The sequence below is a fragment of the Flavobacterium zhoui genome (assembly GCF_042787235.1).
In the GTDB taxonomy this organism is placed as follows: Bacteria; Bacteroidota; Bacteroidia; order Flavobacteriales; family Flavobacteriaceae; genus Flavobacterium; species Flavobacterium zhoui.
Window position 1 is genome coordinate 145,203 of the sequence record NZ_JBHZPY010000003.1, and the last position, 17,414, is coordinate 162,616.

Here is a 17,414-nt window from a genome sequence, read left to right on the forward strand (position 1 = left end):
TTATAACGTCCATTATGAATGCTAAATTCTCAGTATTTAAAAGATATTGTGAATTTAGCACCTTCATTTATTTTACTTTCAACTGCAATTCGACCACCTAAACTGGTGATGTGATTGTAAACTAGATACAGTCCTATACCATTACTATCAATGTTAGTGTGGAATTTTTCATACAATCCAAAAATCTTATCTTTCACTTTATCCATATCGAAACCAAGTCCTTCATCTGAGAAAATTAATTGTTTGACTCCATTGACTGTTTTAGATTGTATAGTAATAACAGGTACATGATGTGGTTTTGCATATTTAATCGAATTGGTTAATAAATTCAAAAAAATACTTTTCATATAGGCTTTATTAAAATTAATATTCTCAAAAACTGAAAAATCAACATTAATAACTGCTTTTGAATCACGTACCAAGGAATTTATGGACATAAGTACTTCATTGAGTGATTCACTTAAATTCAATTCTACTACATGAGCATTTATACTCTCATTTTCAATAAGTTCATCAATTGAGCTGTTTAAAGTTTGTTTTAAGTTTTCACTGGTTAATTTAAGAATATTAATTAATTCCAATGTTTCCGGGTCATTGATTTTAGAAACATCGATGAGACTAAAAACGGAAAGCATATTGTTAATGGGAGATTTTAAATCGTGGGAGGTTTTGTGTGATAAAACGGTAAGTTCCCTATTAATTTGCGTAAGATTGCTAAGAAGTAAGTTGCGCTCTTCTTCAATTCTTTTTTTATGGGTAATGTTCTTGGCAATCGCATAAACTAATTTTTCGGACTCCACAGGCATTGAGGTCCATGATAACCAGACAATGGCTCCATTTTTGGTTAAATATCGATTTTCAAAATTTAAAAGCGGCTTGTTTTTGTATACTTGTTCCCTCGTTTCTAATGTAATTTTAAGGTCTGGCGCATAAACAAAACTACTTATGGGATTAGCATACAATTCCTCTTCTGAATAACCTAAAGCTTTTGAAACGGCGGGATTTATTCTCTTGAAATAACCGTCAAACCCAGCAATACAAATAAAATCAGCGGAGATATTAAAAAAATTATCAAAGTGATAGGTCCCGTCTGGATCAGGATTTGCTTTTTTTATAGTCATTGAATTTAAAAGTTGTTTTTATTGGGGTTTTAGATCAATACAAATTTTATGAAATGTTTAATTTTAGAAAAAAACATTATTTCAAATTTAGCTAATAATTATTTATAATAAAGCAATGATATAAGCAAATTTATAATTAAAGTAAAACGTATCACTATCATTTAAATAAAAAATGGGTTAAACAAAAAGAGGCTGTCATTTTACAGGCAGCCTCCCATATATTTCAGTTGAACATAAAATGGTTCAATGTGCTTTTATAACTAAATTTAAAACTGATTTACAGTTTTTCTGATAGCCACTAATTTGGTCATTAAATTTTCAAAGTAGTCTAAATGCAACATATTAGCCCCGTCACTTTTTGCATTAGCGGGATCAAAATGTGTTTCTATAAAAATCCCATCAACGCCAACAGCAATTCCTGCTTTGGCAATAGTCTCGATCATATCTGGTCTTCCTCCTGTTACCCCAGCCGTTTGGTTGGGTTGTTGTAGCGAATGTGTTACATCCAGAACTGTAGTCGCATATTGTTGCATGGTAGGGATACCTCTAAAATCAACAATCATATCTTGGTACCCAAACATAGTTCCACGATCCGTAACCATTACATTTTGATTGTTACAATCCAATACTTTCTGTACCGCATGTTTCATGCTTTCAGGACTCATAAACTGCCCTTTTTTCAGGTTTACCACTTTTCCAGTATTGGCAGCAGCCACCACTAAATCAGTTTGACGAACAAGAAATGCTGGAATTTGAAGCACATCAACGTATTGCGCAGCCATTTCGGCATCTTCATTGGTATGAATATCCGTTACAGTAGGAACCCCAAAAGTTTTTGATACTTTTTCCAAGATTTTCAATGCTTTCTCATCTCCAATTCCAGAAAAACTGTCAATTCTCGAGCGATTCGCTTTCTTAAATGAACCTTTAAAAACAAAAGGAATTTCTAATTTATCAGTGATGCCAATTAATTTTTCGGCAATACGCATTGCCATTTCTTCTCCTTCTATGGCACAAGGTCCTGCCAGAAGAAAGAAATTACCACTTTCAGTATGCTTGATTTGTGGAATAGTATGTATGTTCATAGTAGTTGTTTTTTGAAAGTGCAAAGGTAATTAGAAAATATGATTTAGTATTTTTTTGAAGCTATTTCCTGCTATCCGTTACAATCTTTTATTTTTTTAGAGAAAAAAATTAAAGGATTTTCACTTCTATCAGGGCTAGGGGGCTCGTTTATAATTTAATTTTTCTTTAAACTTAGACCAACAGGCACCATTAAAATTCCTTTCTCGTAAATGTTCAAATAGAGTTTTACAGGTTTTTTTTGACCATTCCATTTTAATTCATAAACGTCTAGAAAACCAGCACCCAAATCGGTTCTTTTGGTTGGGAAAGGACAACAGCTTTCTAATTTTGTATAATTGATTATTTCGCCTTTTGGCCCTGCTAAAGCATTTAAAAACCGTTCTTGATTAATGGAGTCATCTATAGTAGTTCGGTAAAAAATATTGATGGGGTAATCTTGATCATAACCATATTTTTTGTCCTTGCTGTATTCCGTAATTATGAAAGTATTGTTTTGAGATAATGTGAGAACAGGGGCGTTATCATCTACATTTTTCAAAGTAGATTTACTGCTTACACAAGATGCAGTGACAATTGCCAAAGCGATAAAAAGGACCGTTTTTTTCATATATTTCTTTATTTACTTACTTTTTGAAGCAAGGCATATTTTGTTTTTTATTCCTATTAAAAATAGTAAACACTAATTTAACCACAAATATAAACAGAACTTCAAACGGTTTCGCTACTTATAACAAGAATTGTACCTTAATTGTGATATTTTTAAAAAGCAGAATCCTTATTTTTGTAAAAAAATAAACAATATGAATATTATTTTTCAAACTTGGCCTTGGTATGTTTCCGGGTTTTTAATAGGAATGATTATGCTCTGTCTGATTTATTTCGGGAAAGCATTCGGAATGTCATCTAATCTGCGTTCGTTGTGTTCTATGGCAGGAGCAGGGAAATATGTTTCTTTTTTTAATTTTGACTGGAAATCACAGCGCTGGAATTTAGTGGTTGTTTTAGGTGCAATGTTGGGTGGTTTTGTAGCAGTTCATTTTATGAGTGATCCTTCAAATGTTGGTATAAACCCAAAAACTATTGCCCAGTTAGCACAATTAGGAATCGATGCTCCAAACGGAAAGCTGATGCCGGATGCACTCTTTGGAAGCCAAATTTGGCAATCTCCAAAAAGCATTCTTATTCTATTAATTGGTGGAATTCTAATCGGATTTGGAACCCGTTATGCAGGTGGCTGTACTTCAGGTCATGCCATATCAGGATTGAGTAATTTACAGCTTCCGTCACTGAAAGCCGTTATCGGATTTTTTATTGGAGGGTTAATTATGGCGCATTTTTTATTACCATTAATTTTTTAGAATATGAACGTATTAAAATATTTACTTGTAGGACTTGTTTTTGGAATTGTGCTCACCAAATCAGAAGCAGTTTCGTGGTATCGAATTTATGAAATGTTTCAATTTCAATCGTTTCACATGTACGGAATTATTTCTGTGGCAATTGCTACAGGAGTCATTGGTATTCAACTTATAAAAAGAAACAATATAAAGGACATAAAAGGGCAACCAATAGAAATTCAGGACAAAGAAAAAGGTTCTACCCGTTATTGGATTGGCGGAATATTTTTCGGACTGGGTTGGGCACTTGTAGGTTCTTGTCCCGGGCCCATATTCATTCTTCTTGGCGCTGGTTTTTGGAGTGTCCTAATCATCTTTTTCGGTGCTTTGTTAGGAACTTTTATATATGGATTATTCAAGGATAAACTACCTCATTAATCATCCTAAAGCGTTATTCAAAATAGCATTTTCAAAAAAGAGAGTGCTATTTTTTTTTGTTTAATTTTAAAATACCAACAACGATTAAATATTGAGCGGTGATATAAGTGGACATAATTAGTAGAGAACTGAATTTAAGAGGTTCGTAAAACTTATTAAAAGCCAGTATGCTATCGGAACAAACAAAAATAACTGCTCCTAATAAAATATAGATATTTGCGGGACCGTTCCATTTTAAATACCCTTTAAAAGCAACTAAAAGCATCGTAGATAAAACGATTGCATACACAATAACAGGAATTTTTAGATAACCCAGTCTTGGTAATAAAATAGCAAGCATTACCATTAGGTAGACTATAATTGCAGTGATGCCTGCCCAAAATATGGCCTTGTTTCTATTTGAATATATTCGTAATTGTTTGCTGAATAATAAGATATAAGCAATGTGAGATAATAAAAAAGAAACCAATCCGATTATAAAATACAATTCACCTTTATCAGCAAAAAGTAAAACAACATCTCCAATCCAAGAAAATACTAAAGCTGTTAAAAGGAATTTTTTAGAAGGGAAATCTCCGCAAGAATAAACGGCAAGAAAAAGAAAAGGTATCAAAAATGGTTTTATAAACCAAGATATGTCTTCTCTGCCCATAATAATTAATAAAAGATAAACGAAACTAATTGCAATATAGGCTTTGAATGATAAGGTACTTCTCATGAAATGTTTTTAAGATTATGCTACAACTACTGTTTATTTTTCGAAATTCACACTGACAAAGTAGAGGGAGGCTATTAAGGATAACGTAAGATATCCGATAATGATATAATTGGCATAAGGGAATAGTTGATTCATACCAAACCAGTCACCAAAAAATGAAATAATCCCAATGCCAAAAATAAATCGTATGCTTTCCCAGAATATTGAGATCTTCCTTGTGTCCATCAATTCCGTATAACTATAAACAGTAACAAAGATGAAAGCGCCATATACAAATACATTTGGCAAACCAATTATTGCAATAGAATTATAAAGATAGGTGATAAATAATAAGGTGATTAAGGCTTGAGTCATGGACCAAACCATTAATTTTGTGGAATGATTTGTACCATATTTTGCAAAATCATAAACATTTGTAATTTTATGTACGGGATATTTTTCTTCAAAATTTTCAGGACGCCACCCCGTTGGTTTAAACCAAATGGTAAATTTATCTTTCCAATTTTCCGCACGCCAGGCATCAGTAATCAATAAACTCAAATGTTGAAAGTTAATCCGAATTGGATTCCATGTTTTGGCTGGCCTAGTTATGCCAAAAACAGGAGGAACCGTTTCTAATTCTTCTTGAAAAGTTCCAAATAACTTGTCCCAAATTATAAATATCTGAGAGTGGTTTTTATCCATATATTCTGGATTTATAGCATGATGTACCCTGTGATGAGAAGGCGAAACAAGAATGTTTTCAAGAAAACCAATTTTTTTTATGTGTTTCGTATGATACCAAAATTGTAGAAACAAATGGATAGGAAGCGTAATAGAAATGACTTTTGATGGAACGCCCAAAAGTGCTGCGGGAATCAATAAAAAGGTAAATAAGTTGACGAAACTTGATACAGGCTGACGTAAAGCACAAGCTAAGTTAAACTCTTCACTGCTATGATGAATGGCATGTTTATTCCACAAAAAATTAATTTGATGAGACAAACGATGGCTCCAATATCCGTAAAAATCAATAGCTATAAAACCAACAATATAAGCGATAGTAGTAGCCTCTAAATGGAATATGGCAATTTTTGAAGCAATCCAATCATACGATATTAGAGTAATACTTAGGCCCAAAACGTCTTTAACGGAATTTACCATTCCTGAACTTACGCTAGAAATAGAATCCATATTAGGAGATGTATTTTCTCCCTTGTAGTGCCCGTATAGTTTTTCTAACAGGATTAAAATTAAAAAAATGGGCATCACAAAAACTAAAATTTTACCGTATTCTTCCATTTACTCTTATTATTTTTTCAAATATATAATAAAACTGTAAATTTTTTAGGGGTATTGTAAATAATTTATTTATACGGTATAATATTGGACAATTAGATTTTGATAAAAATAAAAGAAGTTGCCCTTTTTAAATAAATTGGTCTTTGTTGTGAAAAAATATTTTCAAAAGTTTGCTTTTCACAGTAATCAAAAAAATACTGAAGTTTAAAGCTCAAAATCGAAAATTCCAAGCTTAATTCTCGATGTTTTCAACGAATTTTAAACTTGGAATTTTGAATTAATAATTTTTATATGGCATTAAAACCAATAATTAAACTATTTCAGCACTCAATCCCGCTTCAAGTAGTTGTGTGCATTGCGGCTTCAGCTTATCATAGGGACCAGTTTTTACGGTACATTTTCCATTATAATGTACTATTAAAGAACATTGTTCCGCCTGTTCTGCGGTATGTTGACAAACACGTATTAGTGTGTCTATTACGTGATCAAAAGTATTTACATCATCATTATATACGACTATTTCGTTGTTAATAGATGTTACTTCTTTTTTGCTAACTTTTTCTCTTACTTTTTCTTTAGTACTCATTTTTACATAATTTGGGTTTAAATAAAAATACAGTTGATTTATTTTTTCCTAAACATACAAAATATAAAATTCTGTATTGTTTCAAAGGGCGTTTTATGGTCTTCATTACTACATTCCACCTTTTCAAAATTGCTGTTAAATTGGTTCTCAAGAGCTGTTTTTGTATATTGTTTTATCTCAAGACCGCTACATTTAGTAGGTCTTTTATCAGAAAAGGTTCCTACAATTGAAAATCCTGTAATCCAGTTTTGAGCAATTGCAATATATTTATTTATTTGATCCTCCGTGGTCAAAAAGTGAAATGTTGCCCGGTCATGCCAAATATCGTAATGGCTATTGGGTATAAATTCAGTGATATCTGAAACGATCCAAGTAACTTTGTTACTTTATTTCCTAGACGAGTTTTTGCTCGTTCTAATGCTTTTGATGAAATGTCTAAAACAGTTAAATTTTCGTAACCTTCTTCCAATAAATAATCAATGAGTCTACTGTCGCCACCTCCTATGTCAATAATTTTCGCCGATTTATCTAAATTATTTTCTCGGATAAAATCAACGGAGGTCTTAGGATTTTCTTGTGTCCAGCTTACTTCGTTGGGTAGTTTTTTTTCATAAACAATGTCCCAATGATTTCTTCTGTTAGTGTCCATAAAAGTTACTGCTAAATTACGTATTTTAATGAAACCCAATTGTTTCTTTCTAATTTTTTAACATAAGTTAAACCTTTTTCGGTGCAAGAAGCATCGATAAATGGGATGTCCTCAACGTAGAAACCGCTTAAAAGCAAGGTTCCTTTGTCATTTAAACAATCCACATAACTTTGCATGTCGTTCAACAAAATATTTCGATTGATATTCGCGATAATCAAATCGTATTTTTTACCTGTCAATAATGATGCATCTCCTTCATAAACTGTAATATGTTTACATTTATTGCGTTCTGCATTTTCTATTGAATTCAAATAACACCAGTTGTCAATATCGATGGCGTCAATTGGTTGTGCTCCTTTCATTTCTGCAAGAATAGCCAATATTGCTGTTCCACAACCCATATCAAGGGTTTTCATTCCGGTAATATCTATTTCTAATAAATGTTGAACCATCATATGCGTGGTCTCATGATGACCCGTTCCAAAACTCATTTTTGGTTCAATTAGAATGTCAAATTCGGCATCAGTTTTTGGATGAAAAGGCGCACGGATATGACAGTTCCCTTCCACATCTATTGCTTCAAAATTCTTTTCCCATTCCTCATTCCAATTTACTTGTTCGATTTCTTCAAAAGTATATTCGATTTTAAATTCCTCAGATTGTAAAATATAGATATTATCAAGAATATTTTCATCCCATAAATCCTTTTGAACAAAAGCAGATATTCCAGTTTCAGTTTCTGTAAAACTTTCAAATGCTTTTTCTCCCAATTCGGCAATTAATATTTCTGAACCCAATTGCTTCGCCTGTTCGCTATCGCTCGAGTCTTTTGGCTCGATAGTAAAATGGTAGCCTATATAAATGTTTGACATGTTTATTTTTTTTGCAAAGGTAGTATTATCTATTTCCATTGAATAATGAAAACCAAAAAAAAAGAGGTTTGAATACTTTCAAACCTCTTTTTCAAATTTATTTATTTTTCTAAATAGCGTTTACAATTGCTACAAAATCATCTGCTTTTAGTGCAGCTCCACCAATAAGACCCCCGTCAACATCTGGTTTAGAGAAAATTTCTTTTGCATTTTCTGGTTTTACACTTCCGCCATATAGGATAGACACATCCTCTGCGATATCACTTCCAAAAGCTTTACGAACTGTTTCTCTGATGAATTCGTGCATTTCTTGCGCTTGCTCCGGTGAAGCAGTTTCACCTGTTCCAATTGCCCATACTGGTTCATATGCTAAAACAATATTTTTCCAATCTGAAGCTTCAATACTGAATAAACCATCTTTCAATTGATTCTCAACAATATTAAAATGATTTTTAGAGTGACGGTCTTTCAATTCTTCTCCAAAACAGAAAATAACAGTCATATCATGCTCCAGCGCTGTATTTACTTTACTGGCGATTAAAGCATCAGTTTCATTAAAAATTGCTCTGCGTTCAGAATGTCCAAGAATAACAGTGTTTACGCCTACACTTTGTAACATATCTGCAGAAATCTCACCTGTAAAAGCGCCACTTTCTGCTTCATGCATATTTTGTGCAGCAACGTCAATATTCGTAAATTCTAAATGATCAACAGCAGAAGCCAAGTTCACAAAAGTAGGGGCTACTACAACTTGTGCGTTTGTATCTGTTGGTATTTTAGCGATTAGCTCATTCAGTAGATCTTCAGTTTGTTCTGCATTTTTATGCATTTTCCAGTTTCCTGCTACAATCTTCTTTCTCATTTTAGTTAGTGTTTTTTATTTAGTTTTAGTTTTTTCGCTGTTTATGTCATCAAAATAATCGTCGACGGACTATTATTTCAATTTTTTTAAAGTTTCATTTATTTTGTCAAAATCCGTCTCTATTGCACGATATAGAACAATTTGCCCTGTTTTGTCAATAATTATATATCTAGGAATCCAATCTAAATCAATCGCTTTTCCAAATACACCTTTCATTTGATCATTCGCCATGAAATGTTCTCCTTTTAATTCGTGTTTTTCAATACCTGTTTTCCATTTATCTGCAGCTTTGTCCATTGAAATGAATACGTAGGCCACATCTGGATTATTTGCTTGTAATTCTTTAATTTTTGGCATTGCTTTTACACAGTCGCCACACCAAGAAGCCCAAACTTCCACTACCAAAGTTTTGCCTTTGTATTTTTTTAAGATATCTTTAAAAGCAACTTGGCTATCATTGGTTGCTAATAATGTTTCTGATAAAGCTTCTTTTGAAAAGGCTGTTTTTTGTTGTGCATTCGTGCAAGAAATCGCAACGAAAGCTATGAATAAAGCGAATATTTTTTTCATTTTTTTTAATTTTAGTAAAGTTAAACAAAGAAATGGAAAGAGATATATAGAATTACAATTTTTGAAAGCAGAAATCAAAAATCCAAATATAATATCGTTATAGTTAATAAAAATTTGACTTCAATAAATTTAAAATGCAATTTGTAAACGTTTTTTTTATTGAAAACTCAAAAAGCACTTATTCCCTAAATGTTTCTTGAGTCAAAAGAAGAAAAGTCTAAGGTTTAAAGTGTTTATAACTTTAAACCTTAGACTTTAAAAAATATTAAAATTTCAAATCTGAAATGTCATTATAATGTACTTTTTGAAGAATAGTTCCGTGCTCTAGAACTACAATGCTTGGATTTGCTCTTTCGATTGTTTTCAAAGCGATTGCATCACAGAAATAAAAATCAAAAGTGAATCCAAATTGTTTTTTTACCTTTTCGATATCCTCTGGGGTTGAAGCCGTCATACCTATTACTTTGTAGCCTTTTACTTTTGCTTCCAAGTTTAATTTTTCGAGTTTCATTAAGCCTGCTTTGTCAGCATGAATTAAATCATAAGATACCATGATAACCAATTTTGGTTCTTGTAAAAATTCACCTTTATAATCTAATCCGTCTTTTTCCATCGCAAAATCATGTATAGGAGGGATGTAACCTTCTGTAATTACTTTGTCTTTTCTATCTACAAAAGTGGCTCCAGCTGGGATTTTCATCAAATCCTTTTCGGTAAATTCGGTGTCAACACCATTTACTTTATAGACAAACACCATTTCGACTACACTTTTTGGAGCGCCATCTGGAATTCGCATCCCTTTTTGGATATTAGTCCCTACTTTATACGGACGAAAATCTTTCAGTGGCAAATGGTTGATAACCCAATATCCCATAAATGCACATAAAACTATACTTGCAAAGGCCAAAATATTTTGAATAGTATTTCCAAATAACGGTTTAACCAATTTTTTATTAAAAGATAGAATCAGTATAAAAAATAACAAAACCACATCTTTGGTAAAGGATTGCCAAGGGGTTAAATGCAGAGCATCACCAAAACAACCACAATCTTTTACTACGTCAAAGTAAGCAGAATAAAAGGTTAAGAATGTGAAAAGAACAATCAATAATAACAAACTGTTAATCGTAAATTTTGATTTGTAACCAATGAGTAACATTACACCCAACACAACTTCAAGAGTAACTAAAAATAAAGCTATTGCTAATGCAAATGGCACAAAAAAGGGCATGTTAAAAACCGGTTCGCTGAAATACTCCGCCAGTTTATAAGAAAAACCAATAGGATCATTCAGTTTTATTAATCCTGAAATAATAAATAATAATCCAACGAAAATCCGCGAGAACTGAGTAAATATATTTTTCATAGTTTTATTTTAATTTTTATTTCCAAATCCCATTAGAATAAGTGCAAAAACAGCATAATTAATCATATCCTGATAATTAGCATCAATTCCTTCTGAAACCAATGTTTTTCCTTTATTATCTTCAATTTGTTTGACACGAAGTAGTTTTTGCAAAATCAAATCAGTGAGCGAACTGACACGCATGTCACGCCAAGCTTCACCATAATCATGATTTTTATCTTCCATTAAATTTTTGGTTGATTTTACCTTGGCATCGTACAATTCAGTTGCTTTTTCAACATCTAAATCAGGTTGATCAACAACGCCTAATTCCAATTGGATTAAAGCCATAATGGAATAATTGATAATCCCGATGAATTCGCCTGTTTCATCTTCGTCAATTTTACGAACGTCATTTTCTTGTAAGCTTCTGATTCTTTGCGCTTTTATATAAATTTGATCAGTCAATGAAGGCAATCTCAAAATACGCCAAGCACATCCGTAATCTTTCATTTTATTGATAAACAGTGAACGACAAATCGCAATTACGTTATCGTATTCCTTTGAAGTATTCTTCATTATTGATGTATATTTGTCTAAAATTTCCTCAAAAATAGCATATTTTTTTTAAATTAAGAATGAACGAGAAATAATGTTGAATGAGGATTAATGATTTTGAAACTAGAATTTTTTGATAACGGTTTACTGTAACTGAACACTAAAATAATGAATATTAATTGCAAAGGGCAACTCGTTGACTTATCTACTCCCAAAGTAATGGGGATTTTGAATGTAACTCCCAACTCCTTTTTTGACGGGGGAAAGTATAAAAATGAGAGCGAGATACTATCTCAAGTCGGAAAAATGGTAAACGAGGGTGCTACCTTTATCGATATTGGCGCCTATTCCAGTAAACCAAATGCCGAGTTCGTATCTGAGGTGGAAGAAATTTCAAGAATTGTTACAGCTATTAATTTAATTCTGAAACATTTTCCAGAAGCAATTCTATCCATTGATACTTTTAGGAGCGAAGTGGCGAAAGCAAGTATAGAAAATGGTGCTGCAATCATTAACGATATTTCGGCAGGACATTTAGATGATAAAATGTTTGAGGTAATCGGAAAATATAATGTTCCTTACATTATGATGCATATGAGAGGAACGCCTCAAACCATGCAAACGTTAACTGTTTATGATGATATTATAAAAGAAATGTTGTTCTATTTTTCGGAACGAATTTCTATAGCCAGAAGTTTTGGAATCAATGATTTAATTATCGATCCTGGTTTTGGCTTTGCCAAAAAATTAGACCAAAATTATGAAGTATTTCAAAAAATGGAATTGTTTAACATGCTTGAGTTGCCACTTTTAGTTGGAATTTCCAGAAAATCAATGATTTATAAAACCTTAAATACCAGTATCGAACAAGCTTTAAACGGAACAACAATATTAAATACTTTAGCATTATCAAAAGAAGCAAAAATCCTTCGTGTTCACGATGTAAAAGAAGCAATGGAATGCGTTACTTTATTTAATAAAATCAATTAATAAATATGAAATACCTTACTCTGATTGTACTTTTTATAGTTGTTTCGTGTGGAAACAAAGAAGATATTCTATTGCCGAAATCGCATACAACTATTGTCAAAAATGTAGAAGATCATTCGCCAATCTATATTTTTTTTAGAACAAAGGAAAAGGATACTTTGGCAGAAGTAAACCGGAAAAACGAAATTATTTCAACCAATTGGATTTTCAACATAGACAGACGTTTGCCTTTGAGATTGGTAATTCCTGAAGTCATAAAACTGCAACAAAAAAAGCGTGAAGAAAAAGCGCATAAAAATGAAAAAGCCCAAAATTATTATTCCTACGCTGATACTATTGGTAAAAACTTAGCCTTTATTCCTTTTACGAATGTGTTTTACAAACTAGAGAAACCAATTGGAACCATCATATTTTTCAATAAGAATAATGAGATTTTAATTGAAAATCAAGTTTTCAAAAAGGAAAGACTACAAGATTTAATTAACAACGTTTTACCCAAAGATGTTGCAACTACCTTTTTATTTAGGTTTGATAAAGATTTAAGTTTTGGAAGTTATATTCAAGATAAAATTTTTATTGAAAGTTTAAAATTAGATATGAAAAGTAATCAAGAATTTATTTATTAGGAACTTTAAACAAAGAAAACCTGAAACAATTTTTTACTGATGATGATACGGTTCGTTTCTCAAAATTGTAAATCCGCGATACAACTGTTCAATAAAAAACAACCGAACCATTTGGTGTGAAAAAGTCATTAAAGACAACGATATTTTTCCTTGTGCTTTGCCATAAACAGTTTCCGAAAATCCATAAGGACCGCCAATTACAAAAACTAAAGTCTTTACGCCGGAGTTCATTTTTTTTTGTAATTCCTCTGAAAATCCAACGCTGGAAAAGTTTTTTCCGTTTTCGTCCAATAAAATAAGTTGATCTGTCGGCGTTATTTTTGCCAAAATCAGTTCACCTTCTTTTTCTTTCTGTTGACTTTCAGATAAGTTTTTAACGTTCTTGATATCAGGAATAATATCCAAATCAAACTTAATATAAAACGACAAACGCTTGGTATAATCGTCTATTAAGGACTGTAAAGCTTTGTTATCGGTTTTCCCAATAGCAATTAATTTAATGTTCATTTTATGGAATTTCAGAGTCGCAAAGATAGAATATTATGAGGTTTTATGAATAGTATCTTTGGAAGGAACATTTAAATAATAGATTTCCTAATTTTTTTTAATGGATTCTGAATGGTGATTTAACTTTTACAGAGGATCAATTGGGTCTCTTGAAGTTTTTAAATTATAAGACCTCAATTCTATCAATAAGTAATTGAAAATTCTCTTCTTTTTTATTCCCAATTAAGAAGGCAATTTCTTCTAAATTTGAGCCGTCGTAATTCGGCATATCTAATTTACGACCTCTAAAAGTGGGATGCAATTCGGAAATTGGAATCTCAGTGGTTTGCCAGTCAGTAGAGGTTTGGAACGAATATACATAAGATTGGGAATCACCAAGATTGGTCTTTACTCTAAATTGGTACTTTTTGCCATCTCCTTTATGACGGATACAAATACGTTTGTTTTTGTTTAGGGTAATTGGTTCAAAATTATATTTCACAGAACAAAATCCCCCGTTATTATCTAAGGTTACTTTGCCTTCAAAAGTTCCATTTCCGTCCTGATTAAGGTAGAATTTACTTTCTGATTTACCACCCATCACTACGTCATTGACAATTTTCCAACTACTGATGTCATTGTTTAAATTAAATTCGAAAATCAAAAGAGGTTCCATCGTGGTTATTTTTTAAAATTATGCTTTAAGCGAAAGCTCCAGTTTTATTTTGACTGAAATCAATTGTTGTGAATTCAAATTTTTTAAAATTTCTCTAGCGCTTTAAGATTTTGGCAACGGTGCACCAATAGCAATATCACATCTATGGTTGGTTTGACCATGTGGTGGGTTCATTCCCTCAGGAGTGGGCGTTGTAATTACTGTACTTGTAGCAGTATTTGCCGGATCAGTTGCGACCGATTGACTTTGTTGGGGAGTTATTTGCTGCGTTGATGGTGTATTTTTAGTAACGGCAACAGGAGAATTTAACGGTGCTCCAACGGCTATATCGCAACGATGTAAAGGTTGACCATGCGCAGGATTCATCCCTTTGGCAACAGAAATCGGAGCTGTTACTGCTTGATTTTGATTGACTACATTTGAGTTTTGCTTGGCCTGGGACGTCATTGCTGCTTCATTTCGCATCTGTTTACCAACCTCCGTAAATGGAACCATATTTGTTGGAGTAATGCTATTTTGTGGTTCGATTTCTTTTTTGCAAGAAATTAATAGTAGTGTGGATACAAAAAGGAGGATTAAAAAAGATTTCATAGTCAGTTTTTTTTTGATATTTACAACTCAAATATAAGATTTTAATAATTTATTCCAAAGTAATAGCTCTGATTAATTCGTTTTAATCTCTTTATTTTATGTGGAATGTTGATATGCAGAATCGCTAATTCAATATTCCGTTTCAGATTCATCTTTCGCACTGGACGATGCTTTGTTAAAAATAGATTTATTTGTTTCTTTTGTTAAGAACCAAGCGCACATATTTTCAAATCCACAAAATATATCTTACTTTAGCCTTCCAATAAATTTCTTATAAAATGATTAGCGAAGCACAGTTCGAAAACGAGTTACAAATACTAATAAAGAATGCCATTCGGGAAGATATTGGTCCTGGCGATTATAGCTCTTTGGCTTGTATTCCAGCGATAGCAACAGGGAAAGCCAAGTTGCTTGTAAAAGAGGATGGTATAATTGCAGGTGTGGCTTTTGCCAAAATGGTTTTTCAATTTGTGGATCCGAATTTGCAAATAGAAACTTTCATTGAGGATGGGATGCCAGTAAAAAAAGGTGACATTGTTTTTTATGTTTCGGGAAGTTCCCAATCCATTTTGAAATCGGAACGGGTAGTTCTCAATTCGATGCAAAGAATGTCTGCTATCGCTACTAAAACTAAGACTTATGTAAAGCTTTTGGAAGGAACACAAGCTAAAATTCTTGATACTCGTAAAACAACTCCGGGATTCCGGGCTTGTGAGAAATGGGCAGTGAAAATTGGCGGAGGCGAAAACCACCGTTTTGCTTTGTACGACATGGTAATGTTGAAAGATAATCACAATGATTTTGCAGGTGGAATTACTTTGGCAATAGCCAAAACCAAAGCGTATCTCAAAGAGAATAATTTAGATTTAAAAATCATTGTCGAAGCCAGAAACCTGAAAGAAATCAAAGAGATTTTGGAAAGTGAAGGTGTTTATAGAATCTTGATAGATAATTTTAATTATGAAGATACTAAAAAAGCAGTGGCCTTAATCGGAGATCGATGCTTAACGGAATCTTCAGGAAATATCAATGAAGAAACGATCCGTCATTACGCGGAATGTGGTGTGAATTATATTTCATCCGGAGCATTAACACATTCTGTATATAACATGGATTTGAGTTTAAAAGCAATTTAGTTTATGTCAGCAGAAATAGAAAATAGATTGCAGAAAATTCCCGTAATACGGAATCTTGCCCAAGGGTTAAAAAAGATAAAACTCCCCTGGCTGCAAGGATTGTCTTTATATGATTTATTAGAATTGTACGGATTGGGAATTGTAGAAAGTGCCTTGACCTATCACGCGAGTGCCATTGCATTTAGTTTTTTTATGGCATTATTTCCCTTTGCACTGTTCATATTAAATCTTATTCCATACATTCCCATCGAAGGTTTTCAAAATGACTTTCTTCAATTTGTGAGGCAAGGAGTTCCGCCAAATACCTATGATGCCATTTATAAAATCATCAATGATATTCTTCACAACAGTCATTCGGGATTATTATCGTCTGGTTTTATATTGTCTATTTTCTTGATGGCAAATGGATTGAATGGAATTCTTGGAGGCTTTGAATCCTCCCGTCATGTCCTTGTCAAAAGAGGATTTATACATCAATACATAGTCGCTTTAGGCATGTCGTTATTGTTGTCATTGTTGTTGATAGTAACCATTTCAACAATTGTAGTTTTCGAGGTATTTATTCAAAAAACGGTTTTTAGCGATGTCAATCAATTGATTATTTTAGGGAGATATGCATTCGTAATTCTCATGATACTGGCCACCACCTCCATACTGTTTAAATTTGGTACAAAACATGACAAAAACAGAGCTTTTATCTCAATTGGTTCGGTTTTTACAACGATTCTGATTCTTTTGGATTCCTATATTTTTGGAATTTGGGTAATACGATTTTCAAAATATAATGAATTGTACGGGTCAATAGGTACATTATTAATCCTAATGTTTTACATTTGGATCAACTGTATGATATTACTTCTGGGATTCGAATTAAACGCTACAGTAAACAAATTAAAAATTAAAAAAGAAGAATAGTTTTTAGGAGCTATTTCCTGCTGTTCGCTTCAATCTTTCTAGTCCTGAACTTGTTTCAGGATCCTGAAACAAGTTCAGGACTAGAAAGGATTTTCGCTTCCATCAGGGCTAAAAAAAAACACATTATGAAAAACAACATTTTAATTATCGCAGCATTATTTTTTACAACTATTTTTTATGCTCAAAATCAAACCGTTATCGGAAAATGGAAAACCATCGATGACGAAACCGGTAAAGCAAAATCAATAGTAGAAATCTATGAAAAATCCGGAAAAATCTACGGAAAAGTGGCTGAAATTTTAGACTTGGAACACAAAAATAACGTGTGTGCCAATTGTACGGGAAGTGATAAAAATAAACCCATTCTTGGGATGGTTATCATAAAAGGTTTGACAAAAGAAGGGGACGAATACACAAATGGAAAAATCTTAGATCCTAAAAACGGAAAAACCTATAAATGTTTCATCTCTTTAGAATCAAAAGATAAACTTAAAGTTCGTGGATTCGTAGGAATTTCATTATTTGGAAGAACACAATACTGGTACAGAGTTAAAAATTAGTAATGTTTATT

General features: G+C 32.4%; 22 protein-coding genes. 7 read left to right on the forward strand and 15 right to left on the reverse strand.

Annotated features, from left to right (window positions below; translation table 11 throughout):
* Window positions 1-29: 29 nt before the first annotated feature.
* From ACFX5F_RS05320 to ACFX5F_RS05330, 3 genes are all read right to left on the reverse strand, one after another.
* Window positions 30-1,121, reverse strand: coding sequence for a PAS domain-containing sensor histidine kinase (locus ACFX5F_RS05320; protein WP_379850627.1), 1,092 nt, complete (start codon window positions 1,119-1,121; stop codon window positions 30-32).
* A 266-nt stretch (window positions 1,122-1,387) separates the two neighbouring features.
* Window positions 1,388-2,206 (reverse strand): 3-deoxy-8-phosphooctulonate synthase, encoded by an 819-nt coding sequence (gene kdsA, locus ACFX5F_RS05325; RefSeq protein WP_379850629.1) that lies wholly within the window; start codon window positions 2,204-2,206, stop codon window positions 1,388-1,390.
* Between the two features lie 155 nt (window positions 2,207-2,361).
* A complete protein-coding gene (locus ACFX5F_RS05330) occupies window positions 2,362-2,814 on the reverse strand; it encodes a 2-dehydro-3-deoxyphosphooctonate aldolase (RefSeq protein ID WP_379850631.1) in 453 nt (150 codons plus the stop codon).
* Between the two features lie 193 nt (window positions 2,815-3,007).
* On the opposite strand from ACFX5F_RS05330, the gene ACFX5F_RS05335 reads away from it, so the two are divergent.
* Together ACFX5F_RS05335 and ACFX5F_RS05340 are read left to right on the forward strand one after the other, a co-directional pair.
* Window positions 3,008-3,565: a YeeE/YedE family protein gene (locus ACFX5F_RS05335; RefSeq protein ID WP_379850633.1), complete on the forward strand. Its 558-nt coding sequence runs from the start codon at window positions 3,008-3,010 to the stop codon at window positions 3,563-3,565.
* A gap of 3 nt (window positions 3,566-3,568) precedes the next feature.
* Window positions 3,569-3,982: a DUF6691 family protein gene (locus tag ACFX5F_RS05340; RefSeq protein WP_379850635.1), complete on the forward strand. Its 414-nt coding sequence runs from the start codon at window positions 3,569-3,571 to the stop codon at window positions 3,980-3,982.
* Window positions 3,983-4,028: 46 nt separating this feature from the next.
* Here the strand turns inward: ACFX5F_RS05340 and ACFX5F_RS05345 are convergent, their stop codons facing one another.
* The 9 genes from ACFX5F_RS05345 to ACFX5F_RS05385 all read right to left on the reverse strand — a co-directional run bounded on the left by ACFX5F_RS05345 (window position 4,029) and on the right by ACFX5F_RS05385 (window position 11,444).
* Window positions 4,029-4,700, reverse strand: coding sequence for a lysoplasmalogenase (locus ACFX5F_RS05345; protein WP_379850637.1), 672 nt, complete (start codon window positions 4,698-4,700; stop codon window positions 4,029-4,031).
* 33 nt (window positions 4,701-4,733) lie between these two features.
* Window positions 4,734-5,981 carry a sterol desaturase family protein gene (locus ACFX5F_RS05350; protein WP_379850639.1) on the reverse strand — a complete coding sequence of 416 codons (1,248 nt, stop codon included), beginning with the start codon at window positions 5,979-5,981 and terminating at the stop codon, window positions 4,734-4,736.
* Window positions 5,982-6,291: 310 nt separating this feature from the next.
* Window positions 6,292-6,567: an ATP-dependent Clp protease adaptor ClpS gene (locus ACFX5F_RS05355; protein ID WP_379850641.1), complete on the reverse strand. Its 276-nt coding sequence runs from the start codon at window positions 6,565-6,567 to the stop codon at window positions 6,292-6,294.
* A 289-nt stretch (window positions 6,568-6,856) separates the two neighbouring features.
* Window positions 6,857-7,216, reverse strand: a complete 360-nt coding sequence (locus tag ACFX5F_RS05360; RefSeq protein WP_379850643.1) for a class I SAM-dependent methyltransferase — start codon at window positions 7,214-7,216, stop codon at window positions 6,857-6,859.
* 11 nt (window positions 7,217-7,227) lie between these two features.
* On the reverse strand, window positions 7,228-8,088 hold the full coding sequence (gene prmA, locus ACFX5F_RS05365; protein WP_379850645.1) for a 50S ribosomal protein L11 methyltransferase: 861 nt from the start codon (window positions 8,086-8,088) through the stop codon (window positions 7,228-7,230).
* Window positions 8,089-8,197: 109 nt separating this feature from the next.
* The gene (tpiA, locus tag ACFX5F_RS05370; RefSeq protein WP_379850646.1) at window positions 8,198-8,950 is read right to left on the reverse strand and encodes a triose-phosphate isomerase; all 753 of its coding nucleotides are present in this window, start codon (window positions 8,948-8,950) and stop codon (window positions 8,198-8,200) included.
* Window positions 8,951-9,022: 72 nt separating this feature from the next.
* Window positions 9,023-9,520, reverse strand: a complete 498-nt coding sequence (locus ACFX5F_RS05375; protein ID WP_379850648.1) for a TlpA family protein disulfide reductase — start codon at window positions 9,518-9,520, stop codon at window positions 9,023-9,025.
* Window positions 9,521-9,785: 265 nt separating this feature from the next.
* On the reverse strand, window positions 9,786-10,886 hold the full coding sequence (locus ACFX5F_RS05380) for a BT_3928 family protein (RefSeq protein ID WP_379850650.1): 1,101 nt from the start codon (window positions 10,884-10,886) through the stop codon (window positions 9,786-9,788).
* A 9-nt stretch (window positions 10,887-10,895) separates the two neighbouring features.
* Window positions 10,896-11,444: a DUF1599 domain-containing protein gene (locus ACFX5F_RS05385; RefSeq protein WP_379850652.1), complete on the reverse strand. Its 549-nt coding sequence runs from the start codon at window positions 11,442-11,444 to the stop codon at window positions 10,896-10,898.
* A gap of 147 nt (window positions 11,445-11,591) precedes the next feature.
* Here ACFX5F_RS05385 and folP point away from each other — a divergent pair, with 147 nt between their 5' ends.
* Both folP and ACFX5F_RS05395 read left to right on the forward strand, forming a co-directional pair.
* Window positions 11,592-12,413, forward strand: a complete 822-nt coding sequence (gene folP, locus ACFX5F_RS05390; RefSeq protein WP_379850654.1) for a dihydropteroate synthase — start codon at window positions 11,592-11,594, stop codon at window positions 12,411-12,413.
* Window positions 12,414-12,418: 5 nt separating this feature from the next.
* Window positions 12,419-13,039 (forward strand): hypothetical protein, encoded by a 621-nt coding sequence (locus ACFX5F_RS05395; RefSeq protein ID WP_379850655.1) that lies wholly within the window; start codon window positions 12,419-12,421, stop codon window positions 13,037-13,039.
* Between the two features lie 33 nt (window positions 13,040-13,072).
* On the opposite strand, the gene rlmH is transcribed toward ACFX5F_RS05395, so the two are convergent.
* The 3 genes from rlmH to ACFX5F_RS05410 all read right to left on the reverse strand — a co-directional run bounded on the left by rlmH (window position 13,073) and on the right by ACFX5F_RS05410 (window position 14,696).
* Window positions 13,073-13,546 carry a 23S rRNA (pseudouridine(1915)-N(3))-methyltransferase RlmH gene (rlmH, locus tag ACFX5F_RS05400; protein WP_379850657.1) on the reverse strand — a complete coding sequence of 158 codons (474 nt, stop codon included), beginning with the start codon at window positions 13,544-13,546 and terminating at the stop codon, window positions 13,073-13,075.
* A gap of 163 nt (window positions 13,547-13,709) precedes the next feature.
* A complete protein-coding gene (locus ACFX5F_RS05405; protein WP_379850659.1) occupies window positions 13,710-14,201 on the reverse strand; it encodes a CIA30 family protein in 492 nt (163 codons plus the stop codon).
* Between the two features lie 102 nt (window positions 14,202-14,303).
* Window positions 14,304-14,696 carry a RodZ family helix-turn-helix domain-containing protein gene (locus ACFX5F_RS05410; protein WP_379850661.1) on the reverse strand — a complete coding sequence of 131 codons (393 nt, stop codon included), beginning with the start codon at window positions 14,694-14,696 and terminating at the stop codon, window positions 14,304-14,306.
* A gap of 374 nt (window positions 14,697-15,070) precedes the next feature.
* On the opposite strand from ACFX5F_RS05410, the gene nadC reads away from it, so the two are divergent.
* The 3 genes from nadC to ACFX5F_RS05425 all read left to right on the forward strand — a co-directional run bounded on the left by nadC (window position 15,071) and on the right by ACFX5F_RS05425 (window position 17,403).
* Complete coding sequence (nadC, locus tag ACFX5F_RS05415; protein ID WP_379850663.1) at window positions 15,071-15,928, forward strand: carboxylating nicotinate-nucleotide diphosphorylase; 858 nt, start codon at window positions 15,071-15,073, stop codon at window positions 15,926-15,928.
* Window positions 15,929-15,931: 3 nt separating this feature from the next.
* Window positions 15,932-16,843, forward strand: coding sequence for a YihY/virulence factor BrkB family protein (locus ACFX5F_RS05420; RefSeq protein ID WP_379850665.1), 912 nt, complete (start codon window positions 15,932-15,934; stop codon window positions 16,841-16,843).
* Between the two features lie 125 nt (window positions 16,844-16,968).
* Window positions 16,969-17,403, forward strand: a complete 435-nt coding sequence (locus tag ACFX5F_RS05425) for a DUF2147 domain-containing protein (RefSeq protein WP_379850667.1) — start codon at window positions 16,969-16,971, stop codon at window positions 17,401-17,403.
* The last annotated feature ends 11 nt before the right edge of the window (window positions 17,404-17,414 follow it).

Excerpts from the sequence above, each read along its gene's own strand:
- ACFX5F_RS05345 (WP_379850637.1), bottom strand. The coding sequence starts at position 4,700 with ATGAGAAGTACCTTATCATTCAAAGCCTATATTGCAATTAGTTTCGTT.
- ACFX5F_RS05405 (WP_379850659.1), bottom strand. The coding sequence starts at position 14,201 with ATGGAACCTCTTTTGATTTTCGAATTTAATTTAAACAATGACATCAGT.
- ACFX5F_RS05320 (WP_379850627.1), bottom strand. The coding sequence starts at position 1,121 with ATGACTATAAAAAAAGCAAATCCTGATCCAGACGGGACCTATCACTTT.
- ACFX5F_RS05350 (WP_379850639.1), bottom strand. The coding sequence starts at position 5,981 with ATGGAAGAATACGGTAAAATTTTAGTTTTTGTGATGCCCATTTTTTTA.
- ACFX5F_RS05335 (WP_379850633.1), top strand. The coding sequence starts at position 3,008 with ATGAATATTATTTTTCAAACTTGGCCTTGGTATGTTTCCGGGTTTTTA.
- prmA (WP_379850645.1), bottom strand. The coding sequence starts at position 8,088 with ATGTCAAACATTTATATAGGCTACCATTTTACTATCGAGCCAAAAGAC.
- ACFX5F_RS05360 (WP_379850643.1), bottom strand. The coding sequence starts at position 7,216 with ATGGACACTAACAGAAGAAATCATTGGGACATTGTTTATGAAAAAAAA.
- ACFX5F_RS05410 (WP_379850661.1), bottom strand. The coding sequence starts at position 14,696 with ATGGTTCCATTTACGGAGGTTGGTAAACAGATGCGAAATGAAGCAGCA.
- kdsA (WP_379850629.1), bottom strand. The coding sequence starts at position 2,206 with ATGAACATACATACTATTCCACAAATCAAGCATACTGAAAGTGGTAAT.
- ACFX5F_RS05380 (WP_379850650.1), bottom strand. The coding sequence starts at position 10,886 with ATGAAAAATATATTTACTCAGTTCTCGCGGATTTTCGTTGGATTATTA.
- folP (WP_379850654.1), top strand. The coding sequence starts at position 11,592 with ATGAATATTAATTGCAAAGGGCAACTCGTTGACTTATCTACTCCCAAA.
- ACFX5F_RS05375 (WP_379850648.1), bottom strand. The coding sequence starts at position 9,520 with ATGAAAAAAATATTCGCTTTATTCATAGCTTTCGTTGCGATTTCTTGC.
- nadC (WP_379850663.1), top strand. The coding sequence starts at position 15,071 with ATGATTAGCGAAGCACAGTTCGAAAACGAGTTACAAATACTAATAAAG.
- ACFX5F_RS05355 (WP_379850641.1), bottom strand. The coding sequence starts at position 6,567 with ATGAGTACTAAAGAAAAAGTAAGAGAAAAAGTTAGCAAAAAAGAAGTA.
- ACFX5F_RS05420 (WP_379850665.1), top strand. The coding sequence starts at position 15,932 with ATGTCAGCAGAAATAGAAAATAGATTGCAGAAAATTCCCGTAATACGG.
- ACFX5F_RS05340 (WP_379850635.1), top strand. The coding sequence starts at position 3,569 with ATGAACGTATTAAAATATTTACTTGTAGGACTTGTTTTTGGAATTGTG.
- rlmH (WP_379850657.1), bottom strand. The coding sequence starts at position 13,546 with ATGAACATTAAATTAATTGCTATTGGGAAAACCGATAACAAAGCTTTA.
- ACFX5F_RS05385 (WP_379850652.1), bottom strand. The coding sequence starts at position 11,444 with ATGAAGAATACTTCAAAGGAATACGATAACGTAATTGCGATTTGTCGT.
- ACFX5F_RS05395 (WP_379850655.1), top strand. The coding sequence starts at position 12,419 with ATGAAATACCTTACTCTGATTGTACTTTTTATAGTTGTTTCGTGTGGA.
- tpiA (WP_379850646.1), bottom strand. The coding sequence starts at position 8,950 with ATGAGAAAGAAGATTGTAGCAGGAAACTGGAAAATGCATAAAAATGCA.
- ACFX5F_RS05330 (WP_379850631.1), bottom strand. The coding sequence starts at position 2,814 with ATGAAAAAAACGGTCCTTTTTATCGCTTTGGCAATTGTCACTGCATCT.
- ACFX5F_RS05425 (WP_379850667.1), top strand. The coding sequence starts at position 16,969 with ATGAAAAACAACATTTTAATTATCGCAGCATTATTTTTTACAACTATT.